Annotated in this window: 9 protein-coding genes and 3 tRNA genes; 6 read left to right on the top strand and 6 right to left on the bottom strand. The window is 52.4% G+C overall.

What is annotated here, in order from left to right; all coding sequences use genetic code 11:
- Window positions 1-241 precede the first annotated feature (241 nt).
- The 3 genes from DES29_RS11935 to DES29_RS11925 all read right to left on the bottom strand — a co-directional run bounded on the left by DES29_RS11935 (window position 242) and on the right by DES29_RS11925 (window position 540).
- Window positions 242-317 (bottom strand) — tRNA-Lys (locus DES29_RS11935).
- A gap of 51 nt (window positions 318-368) precedes the next feature.
- A tRNA-Lys gene (locus DES29_RS11930) sits at window positions 369-444 on the bottom strand.
- Between the two features lie 20 nt (window positions 445-464).
- A tRNA-Lys gene (locus tag DES29_RS11925) sits at window positions 465-540 on the bottom strand.
- Between the two features lie 397 nt (window positions 541-937).
- On the opposite strand from DES29_RS11925, the gene recA reads away from it, so the two are divergent.
- The 3 genes from recA to DES29_RS11910 all read left to right on the top strand — a co-directional run bounded on the left by recA (window position 938) and on the right by DES29_RS11910 (window position 4112).
- Window positions 938-2083: a recombinase RecA gene (gene recA, locus DES29_RS11920; RefSeq protein WP_021995188.1), complete on the top strand. Its 1146-nt coding sequence runs from the start codon at window positions 938-940 to the stop codon at window positions 2081-2083.
- A 186-nt stretch (window positions 2084-2269) separates the two neighbouring features.
- On the top strand, window positions 2270-3253 hold the full coding sequence (locus tag DES29_RS11915) for a regulatory protein RecX (protein WP_165648046.1): 984 nt from the start codon (window positions 2270-2272) through the stop codon (window positions 3251-3253).
- 97 nt (window positions 3254-3350) lie between these two features.
- A complete protein-coding gene (locus DES29_RS11910; RefSeq protein ID WP_187116535.1) occupies window positions 3351-4112 on the top strand; it encodes a TerC family protein in 762 nt (253 codons plus the stop codon).
- A gap of 85 nt (window positions 4113-4197) precedes the next feature.
- On the opposite strand, the gene mnmA is transcribed toward DES29_RS11910, so the two are convergent.
- Window positions 4198-5298, bottom strand: a complete 1101-nt coding sequence (gene mnmA, locus DES29_RS11905; protein WP_016475149.1) for a tRNA 2-thiouridine(34) synthase MnmA — start codon at window positions 5296-5298, stop codon at window positions 4198-4200.
- Between the two features lie 109 nt (window positions 5299-5407).
- On the opposite strand from mnmA, the gene DES29_RS11900 reads away from it, so the two are divergent.
- Entirely contained in the window at window positions 5408-6529 is a 1122-nt protein-coding gene (locus DES29_RS11900) for an NAD(P)H-dependent flavin oxidoreductase (protein WP_016475148.1), read from the top strand.
- A gap of 74 nt (window positions 6530-6603) precedes the next feature.
- On the opposite strand, the gene DES29_RS11895 is transcribed toward DES29_RS11900, so the two are convergent.
- The gene (locus DES29_RS11895) at window positions 6604-7338 is read right to left on the bottom strand and encodes an LrgB family protein (RefSeq protein WP_005429563.1); all 735 of its coding nucleotides are present in this window, start codon (window positions 7336-7338) and stop codon (window positions 6604-6606) included.
- A 1-nt stretch (window position 7339) separates the two neighbouring features.
- Window positions 7340-7696, bottom strand: a complete 357-nt coding sequence (locus tag DES29_RS11890; RefSeq protein WP_005429565.1) for a CidA/LrgA family protein — start codon at window positions 7694-7696, stop codon at window positions 7340-7342.
- Between the two features lie 178 nt (window positions 7697-7874).
- Between DES29_RS11890 and DES29_RS11885 the strand changes: the two genes are divergently transcribed.
- Both DES29_RS11885 and DES29_RS11880 read left to right on the top strand, forming a co-directional pair.
- Window positions 7875-8102 (top strand): RNA-binding S4 domain-containing protein, encoded by a 228-nt coding sequence (locus tag DES29_RS11885; RefSeq protein WP_005429566.1) that lies wholly within the window; start codon window positions 7875-7877, stop codon window positions 8100-8102.
- A 62-nt stretch (window positions 8103-8164) separates the two neighbouring features.
- A complete protein-coding gene (locus tag DES29_RS11880; protein WP_016475146.1) occupies window positions 8165-9427 on the top strand; it encodes a M20/M25/M40 family metallo-hydrolase in 1263 nt (420 codons plus the stop codon).
- Window positions 9428-9593 lie beyond the last annotated feature (166 nt).

The following is a 9593-nucleotide window of genomic DNA, read 5'->3' as shown; positions in this document are numbered from 1 at the left end:
CTGAAGGCCAATAAACCAACTGATCGCAACGCTTGGAAAACAAAAGAGATCCCGAAGAAAATCCGAGATCTCTTTACCCTGTTAGGTTTGCCCTTGCCACCGCGAGTGTTCCGGGACTAGGTGCATCCCCGGGAGTTTGGGGTGCATGGTGTGGACTCTGTATGTGTCCAAAAAATCCATACCACTTCAAGCTTGATAATAAAAAAAGCCCGACCGCATGGCGGACGGGCTTTCTATGAATTGGTGGGAACGCAGGGATTCGAACCCTGGACCGACGGATTAAGAGTCCGCTGCTCTACCAACTGAGCTACGTTCCCAAAGTCGGACACACTAACTAAAAGATGCTGACTTTAGAAATTTTAAGAATTTGGTGGGAACGCAGGGATTCGAACCCTGGACCGACGGATTAAGAGTCCGCTGCTCTACCAACTGAGCTACGTTCCCAAATTCATTTCGAACACTCTTGGTGGGTCGTGCGGGATTCGAACCCACGACCAACGGATTAAAAGTCCGCTGCTCTACCAGCTGAGCTAACGACCCGCTGCGGTGTGCTCAATGGCATTTGCATTGGAGCGTTCGTTTGAGGAGAAGGATTTTGCCTGAGTCCTTAAAGCTTGTCAAGCTTCAATTTGAGACGGTTGCCCATTTTTATGTTCAGCATGATTGTCAAACAATGCCCCGACGGGGACCTATTTATTAGAAATGTTAGGGTAACCACTAACAAATGAGACCATTGCATCTGCAGTGAATGAATGCTATTGTTCCATCAACGCAGATGAACTGCATAATAATTTTCCTAAATAATCATTGCACTAATGGATCATATTTGCTAAAAGGTGCAAAAAATGATCCTGATCAGAATTATCGATCAAAATTCGATCTTTGATAGATATTTACTGGTTCGGGTGCATCCACATTTTGAAGAAGAGACACGGATATGGCCGCCAAGACTACGCGCAAGGATCCCGTTGAACGCAAAGAAGGCGATGAACGCAAAAAAGCATTGGACGCCGCGCTTGCGAGCATTGAAAAGCAGTTTGGCAAAGGCGCAATCATGCGCATGGCCGACGGCGTTGAACAACAGAATATTGAGGTTGTTTCAACCGGTTCGCTGGGTCTTGATCTCGCGCTTGGCGTGGGTGGGCTGCCGCGCGGCCGTATTGTTGAAATATATGGCCCAGAGTCTTCCGGCAAGACGACGCTTTCGCTTCAGGTGATTGCTGAAATGCAAAAGATCGGCGGCACCTGTGCTTTTGTCGATGCCGAACATGCACTGGATATTCAGTATGCCCAGCGTCTTGGCGTCAATGTGCCGGAACTGCTTCTTTCTCAGCCAGATGCCGGTGAGCAGGCACTGGAAATTGTCGACGCGCTGGTACGTTCGGGTTCCATCGACTTGATCGTAGTGGACTCGGTTGCTGCACTTACGCCGCGTTCGGAAATTGAAGGTGATATGGGAGATGCGCTTCCGGGGCTGCAGGCTCGTCTGATGTCTCAGGCGCTGCGCAAGCTTACGACCAGTGTCTCGCGTACAAAGTGCTTGGTTATCTTCATCAATCAGATTCGTATGAAGATTGGCGGCTACGGCAATCCAGAAACTACTACCGGCGGCAACGCATTGAAGTTCTATTCATCTGTGCGTCTCGATATTCGTCGAGTGGGCGCCATTAAGCGTGCAGACGAAGTGATCGGCAACGAAACCCGAGTCAAGGTTGTGAAGAACAAGGTTGCTCCTCCGTTCAAGCAGGTGCAATTTGACATCCTTTATGGCGAAGGGATTTCGCGTTTGGGTGAAATCATCGATATCGGTACGGATTTGAAGGTTCTTGAAAAGTCCGGTGCTTGGTATTCCTATGATGGTCGTCGCCTCGGCCAAGGCAAGGAAAAGGTTCGCGATCTGCTTGCAGAAAATCCGGATCTTGCCAAGGAAATCGAAGGCAAGATCCGAGAACTCAAGGGTGTTCATATTTCGAGCATTTCGGCTGTTGACGATGAAATGCCGGATATGGATCAAGCGGAGGACAGTGATGCGCCTGTGATGCCGCCCGTACCTGAAGATACGCCTGCGGACGTTGATCTGTAATTTCATCATTAGTACCAACTTTGAGCCCGCACTGGACCATGACGTGTCTTGTGCGGGTTTTGCCGCACGATGGAAATACTCTTTGAAGAAGAGGATCTGGAACCCTCGCAAACTGCGTCGTTGAGTAAAGATCCGCTCAAGAAAACGGCGCGACGACATGAGTCGAGTGAGTTAAGCGCCGATGCATTGCCTCAAACTGGTTCACTTTTCGGTGAGTTAGAGGATTCGATGGGGCTTGAGCCGGTATTCGAACCCGCTCCAATACAAAACGCGGCTTCGGATAGAGCTGCTCGATTATTCGGTGAAAAGCCTGCAGATACGCCGCAATGGTTCGATGATGCAGATCGTCCTGAAGCAGTGCAGCTTCCGGACCTCGATGCACGTCCTGATGTAGATCCTTTTGGAGAAATGCTTCTTGCGGAAGCATCTGTAAAAGGGAATCGTGTCAGATCTCAAGCAAAGGAGATGAAGCGCGAAAAGGTTCCAGGGCGGATGACGCAGTCCCGAGGCAGATCAGTGAAAGCCTGCACAAAAGCGGATGGACCGCAGATTATCCGAGATCCTGCAGATGTTCCCAGCTTTACCAGAATCCGTGAGGACGGCACCCTTCTTGAAATAGATCCGTCTACGTGCACCGATCCGGCCATGTTCGCCGAAATGCAGGCAGCTCGATCTGCTGGGAAGCCCAAGAAAGCTAAAAAAAGCTTGATGGCGAGAGCAGTGGATTCGCTCTCGCGCGTTGAACAGCCGCGTCGTGAGTTGGAACGCCGTTTGATCAAGGGGTTGGAAGACAGCGAAACGAAAGAAGACGTGAAAGCCGTTCTCGATCGCCTTGAAGAGATGAAGCTTTTATCGGATCAACGTTTCGCGGAAATGAAGGTGCGTTCGGCTGCTCCGCGCATGGGCGACCGTAAGCTCCAAGCGGAATTAAGGCGAAGCGGCGTTGATGAGGCAACTGTGAGGGCAGCGATGGAACAGCTCGATGAGCCGGAAGAACTTCGCTGCTGGCGCGTTTGGTGCCGCAAGTGGAGTGAACTTCCCAAAGACTGGAAAACGCGCGAAAAGATGATTCGTTATTTGAGCTACCGCGGATTCGGCATGGGGGCTATCCAAAAAGTACTGCGCGGTGAGGTTGAGCTGCCGGAAGAAAATGCAGACGGAGAGTTCTAATTTTTTGTCTGACGATGACCTTGTTTCAAGTGCGGCTATATAGAATGATTGCTTCATAACACTACCCTATCTTTAGGAGAAGAAGACCGTGGAATACATTTGGGATCTGCTCGTCAACCTGCATTGGGGGGCTGTGGGCCAGATCATCATGATCGACATCCTTCTTGGCGGCGACAATGCTGTCGTTATCGCCATGGCCTGCCGAAATCTTCCTCATGAACAACGTGCCAAGGGTATTTTTTGGGGCACAGCGGGGGCCATCGCACTTCGGGTTGTGCTCATCACTTTCGCGGTAATGCTTCTTGATCTGCCATTTCTTAAAGCAGCCGGCGGCCTTCTGCTCCTTTGGATCGGTGTGAAGCTTTTGATCCCTGAGTTTGATTCTCACGAGAAGATCGAAGGCAGTTCAAAACTGCTGGGAGCTATCAAAACAATCATCGTGGCGGACTTTGTCATGTCGTTTGACAATGTGATTGCCATTGCCGGTGCTGCTCAGCAGGCGCATGAAGCTCATCAAACACTGCTCATTATCTTTGGCTTGGTTGTGTCCGTGCCATTCATCGTTTTCGGCAGCCAGATTATTCTGAAACTTCTCGATCGCTTCCCAATCATCATTTATTTTGGCGGCGGCCTTTTGGGCTGGATTGCCGGCGGCATGATGGTTTCGGACGGCTATGTTGCTACGCATTGGCCGGAATTCAGCTTCACGGCACACTATCCTGCCTGTGTTGTTGGGGCGCTTCTGGTTATCATCATCGGGCACTTTATTGCCAAGAAGAAACGTGCCGAACATGAAGCCAATCTCAAGCTTCACCGCATTGATCGCAGCAGCGCAGAAACTGCAGGCAAAGAAGCGTAAAGTGTTTTAGGCTCTGCAAGCAAACACATATAAAGCGGGTGGTATTCATCGGAATGCCGCCCGTTTGATTTAGCTTCGCAGAAGTTCAGCGTTCAACGACATCAATAAATCCGCCGCCCAGACATACGTCACCTTGATAAAGGACGGCACTCTGACCAGGGGTAGCAGCCCATTGAGGAGAATCAGTACAGTCAAGCGTAAAGGCTTGCGCCCCAACTGCGGCGAGTCGGGTAGGTTCGTCAGGCTGTCGGTAGCGCGTACGCACGGTTACCGGAGTATTCGGTTCAGGCGCATGTCCGCTGATCCAGCTTGGTCGAACGCAAATCAATTCATGGGAGAGCAGCCAGGGATGATCATGCCCCTGGCAGATCCAGAGCGTATTGGTTTTCAAATCTTTTTTTGCCACAAACCAAGGTTCGCCGGTTGAATCATGCTGGCCGCCCACGCCGATGCCCTTTCGTTGCCCTAAGGTATAAAAGGCTAGCCCAACATGTTCGCCGACGACTTTGCCGTCAGGCGTGCGGATGGGGCCGGGCTGAGTGGGAAGATAGCGATTTAAAAATTCACGAAACGGTCGTTCGCCGATAAAACAGATGCCAGTGGAATCTTTTTTCTTGGCGTTAGGCAGGCCGATTTCTTCAGCAATTCGCCGCACGTCTGTTTTAAACATATTGCCAACAGGGAAGAGCACGCGGGCAATCTGTTCCTGACTTAGCCGATGAAGAAAGTAGCTCTGGTCTTTGCCAGGATCAATGCCGCGGAGGAGTTCCGTCGGACCGTCAACGCCTTCTGGCCGCTGTACGCGGGCATAGTGTCCGGTAGCAATCCAATCAGCCCCCATGCGCATGGCATGATCAAGAAAGGCACGGAATTTGATTTCAGAGTTGCAGAGGATGTCTGGATTGGGTGTCCGGCCGGCAGAATATTCTTCGAGAAAATTTGAGAAAACGCGGTCCTTGTATTCCTTGGCGAAGTTGACTGCTTCGATATCGATTCCCACCACATCCGCGACGCTTGTCGCATCAATAAAGTCCTGACGCGAAGAGCAGTACTCTGAGTCGTCATCGTCCTCCCAATTTTTCATGAAAAGGCCGATCACTTCATAACCCTGCTCTTTGAGGAGCCAGGCGCTGACGGATGAATCAACGCCTCCGGAGAGGCCGACCACTACTTTTCCTTTGGACATTTGCTCGGTAGTCCCGCTTAGAATGCGGGCATTCAAAAAGTTCAACATTGATGTTGGGCAGAATTTTAGCGAAAGGCGCCTGTGCTCCCGGGTTTGGAAGAATGGAAAAATGACTGAAGTGAATGTTGCTCAAGAAGTGCTTGCGGCCGGCCAGAAGCGAGCACGCGATTTTGCGGCGCTGCTCGGCATAGAGCATCCTGTTTTGAATGCACCGATGCCTGTTGAGGCGGGAGTCGAACTTGTCGCCGCCGTGAGTGAAGCGGGTGGGTTGGGCGTTCTTTCATCAGCCGGACGAACGCCGGACGAATTGAGTAAGACCGTCGCAGCCATACGTGCTCGAACAAACAAACCTTTTGCTATTCATTTGGAATTGCCTGCTAAGTCTTTGAATTCGCAGGAGCTTGATGCAGCCAAAATGCTTGCAGAGGGTTTGGCGCCGCTTTTTGAGTCGCTCGGTCTTCCCAACCCTACAAGTGCAAACGGTGCCGAAATCTACGATTTTTCGGGAGAGCGGCGCCGCGCACACGTTGAAGCGGTTTTTGAGCGGGTTCTTGAACTCAATCCCGCAGCTGTCGTGGCAACGTTCGGCGGTCTCCGGGAACCGGAGGCGGATGCGCTGCGGGATGCCCGCATTTTCAATATCGCAACTGCCACAACGCTGCATGAGGCTAAGGTGCTTCGTGCCGCACATTGTGACGCCATCGTAGTGCAGGGTAGTGAAGCAGCCGGGCCGAGAAGCAGCTTTGAAGATGCCGATGACACTGAGGTTGGCCTCAGCTCGCTGATTCCAGCGGTTGCGGCGGCTACCAAACTTCCGGTGATCGCTGCCGGCGGGCTCTGCTCGGCTGAGCAGGCCCTGGGAGCGGTGCTTATGGGGGCAAGCGCCGTGATGGCCGGAACCGCATTTCTGACAACGGTTGAGGCTCACACGAGTGCTTACAGCCGAAGCGCTGCACTGTGGGCAGCCCCGCAGCATCTTGTGCGTACGAGACTTTATTCTGGAAGGTTGACGCAGGCGCTCCGTTCGCCGCTTTTAGATGCTCTGACTGATTACGCTCCGCACATGCCCCCATGGCCAGCGGCGACAGGAATGATGTCTGTTCTACAGCAAAAAGCTGTAGAGCTAGGGCGCAACGATTTGGAAGCCGTGTATTTTGGCCAATCGGTTGGCCGCAGTGCAGCGCATTCAGCAGAGGATATGGTGCTGACGCTCGCACGGTTTATCAGTTGATTCAATGCATTTCATGCAAGCAAAAAGCCGCAGGCGCTATACGCGCTGCGGCTTTTTGCGGGGTGGTTGTACCGTTAGCGGCCGAGGAGTTGCATGACAGGGAAAGCCAACAGCGGGGCCAGGAACGCACTGATGATGCCGGAAACACCCATGGCCAGACCGCCAAAGGCACCGGCGCGGTTGCTGATCTGGAATGCAGCGCCCGTGCCCATTCCGTGAGCGGAGAGCCCCAAAGCACATCCGCAAACGGGTTCAGATTTGATGCGCAGCAGTTTGAAGAGCGGACGACCGATGATGGAGCCGGTCATACCCGTGAGCACAACGAGAGCAGCGGTGAGGTCCGGAAGGCCGCCGAGCGATTCGGAAATGCCCATAGCAATCGGCGTCGTGACAGATTTCGGGACGAGAGACATCAGCGTCTCAGAAGAAATGCCGAGCGCCCCGCCGATCAGGATGACGCTGACCATCGCGGCGGTACACCCTGCGAGCAGCCCTGTCAGCAGCGGCAGCCACAGACGGGCAAGTTTTGAGCGTTGTTCATAAATCGGCACTGCAAGCGCCACAGTAGCCGGGCCAAGCAGGAAATGAATGAAATTCGCGCCAGAGAAATAGGTTTCATACGGCACGCCCGTTGCCACAAGGAAGGAGATGAGGCAGACCACCGAAATGATGATCGGAGAAAGGAACGGGTTGAATTTGGCCGCCTTGAAAATCACCTGACCCAAAACATAAAAGGAGAGCGTCAGGCAGAGCCAGAAGGCCGGGTTCTTTTCAAGGTGCGCAAAAGCGTCAAGAAAGAGATCCATCATGTCAATCTTCGTCTGAAAGCTTGAGCCATTTCTGCATCAGAATGATCACGTAGGCCGTGACAATCATTGCGATGACGGTGGAGACGACAAGCGCAATCATGATTGCTACGCCTTCATTGAGAAAGCGTTGTCCGTGGCGCATGATGCCTACGCCTGCCGGCACAAAAAGAAGCGACAGATTCGCAAGGAGCACACCGGCCGAGGGTCGGACTCTATTGATTAAGTTGTCTTTCACCAGGAAAGACAACAGCATGAGAACCATGCCGATCACAGGACCAGGCACAGGAAGACCAGAAAGTCTGCTGATGAGCTCACCCACGACCTGATAGCCGAGGATGATCGCAATGGAGGAAAGCATTTCACGTACGCGCGGGCGGTGATCCGATCAATAAAGGGGTGGAGAACCACCGCAGGCGAACTAAGGGTTAATTTGGAGCATGCATTCTGTCACGATTTATGAGTGTTGGGATCCTAGGAGCACTGATTTGCGATAATTACAAGTCAGCATAATGCTGTTAACACGAAAGAAATTACAAATGAAACAAGAGGTTCAATTCGCTCTTAAAGGCGAATACATCACACTTGACGCTCTCATGAAAGCTGCCGGCTTAGCCGGCACGGGCGGAGAGGCCAAAGTTCGCATTCAGGGCGGTGAAGTGAAAGTCAACGGCGAGGTGGAAACGCGCCGCGGACGTAAGCTTCGCGGCGGTGAAATGGTTGAATGCAACGGCACTGCCGTACGCATTTCGGCCGAAACCAAATAGCGTTATATAGTCTGCCGGCCGGTGTGCAGACTCCTGCCGGAACAGTAAAAAAGGAGAAGACCATGGCAGGAATTCCGCCACTTAATTCTGAAGTTCTGAGCGCTGTTGAAAAGTTGGCAGCCAAACCTGAGGTTCGGGCCGCTTTTACTGAAGCCGAGCGCGACGTCGATCGTGCAATGCGCGAGCAAATTGAGCTCTGTGAAATCGAAGCGCCTACTTTTCACGAAGAAAACCGTGCCAGGCGTGTGGCTGAATTGATGCGCACTTACGGTTTGAAAGATGTTGTGATAGATCCGATTGGCAACGTTGTTGGCCGTCGACCTGGCCGCGGCAATGGGCCGGTGCTCGCGCTTGGCGCTCATATGGACTCAGTTTTCCCTGCGGGAACTGACGTCAAGGTTCGTCAGGAAGGCCGCATTTATCATGCACCAGGCATTGGCGACAATTGTTCTGGACTGCGCGCATTGCTGCAGATCCTTCGTATGTATGAGGACAACCATATTGAAACCGAGGGTGACTTGCTTTTCGTCGGCACTGTTGGTGAAGAAGGCAACGGTGACATTCGCGGATCCAAGGCGCTTTTTGACGGATCACGGCATATTGATGGCTTTATTGCTATCGATTCCACTGATGTCGGCCGTATTTTGAAGGGGGCGACGGGTTCGCATCGTTGGCGCATCTGTGTTGATGGCACGGGCGGACATTCCTATGCTGACTTTGGGCATGTGCCGTCAGCCATCCATGCTATTTGCCGTGCAGGGGCAAAAATTGCCGACTTCAAAGTTCCAGAGGATCCGAAAACCACTTTCACAATCGGCACAATCAAGGGCGGCACAACCGTTAACTCGATTGCTGCACACTGCGAGGTGGAGGTTGACATGCGTTCCGTTAACAATGAAGCGCTTTTGCAGCTTGAGGCGGCTGTGCTTAAAGCTTTCGACGAAGCCGTGGATGAAGAAAACCGCTGTTGGAATGTGGTCGACGAGGCGCTTAAGCTGAAGCTCACCCGTACTCAGATCGGCAATCGGCCGGCCGGTATGCGTCCGGATGATTGTCCCGTGCTGCAAGTTTCGCGCGCCGCGCAGAAATGCCTGGGTATCGAGCTTTCGAAGTACATCTGCTCGTCAACGGATGCCAATGCACCGATGAGTCTCAACATTCCCTCGACATGCCTTTGTTCTGGCGGCCGCGGCATGCATGCACATTCTCTGACCGAGTACTTTGAAATGGTTGACACGCATCTTGGTCCGCAGCTTGTCTTCCTTGCTTCTGCAGCTCTAGTCGGAGCGCTTGGTGAAAAGCCAGTGTTGCCGATTCGGCATTAATGAAATAGCTCTTTTGTGAGCATTGCTTAACAAGGGAAAGGCCGCTTATAAAGCGGCCTTTCCCTATTGGAACCTGAACTCCCGAATGACTAGATCCTAACTAAAACGGAAAACAGTCTTCGGGAGTTTTGTTATTCCCAACAGAGCCAGCAGATCCCGATGGCGT

Source organism: Sutterella wadsworthensis (assembly GCF_003315195.1).
Classification (GTDB): Bacteria; Pseudomonadota; Gammaproteobacteria; order Burkholderiales; family Burkholderiaceae_F; genus Sutterella; species Sutterella wadsworthensis.
The sequence above is the reverse complement of the archived record's forward strand: the minus strand, read 5'-3'. Positions and strand labels throughout refer to the sequence as shown.

Bases quoted from the DNA above. Each gene is read 5' to 3' on its own strand.
- recA (WP_021995188.1), top strand. From the start codon at position 938: ATGGCCGCCAAGACTACGCGCAAGGATCCCGTTGAACGCAAAGAAGGC.
- mnmA (WP_016475149.1), bottom strand. From the start codon at position 5,298: ATGTCCAAAGGAAAAGTAGTGGTCGGCCTCTCCGGAGGCGTTGATTCA.
- DES29_RS11900 (WP_016475148.1), top strand. From the start codon at position 5,408: ATGACTGAAGTGAATGTTGCTCAAGAAGTGCTTGCGGCCGGCCAGAAG.
- DES29_RS11895 (WP_005429563.1), bottom strand. From the start codon at position 7,338: ATGATGGATCTCTTTCTTGACGCTTTTGCGCACCTTGAAAAGAACCCG.
- DES29_RS11890 (WP_005429565.1), bottom strand. From the start codon at position 7,696: ATGCTTTCCTCCATTGCGATCATCCTCGGCTATCAGGTCGTGGGTGAG.
- DES29_RS11885 (WP_005429566.1), top strand. From the start codon at position 7,875: ATGAAACAAGAGGTTCAATTCGCTCTTAAAGGCGAATACATCACACTT.
- DES29_RS11880 (WP_016475146.1), top strand. From the start codon at position 8,165: ATGGCAGGAATTCCGCCACTTAATTCTGAAGTTCTGAGCGCTGTTGAA.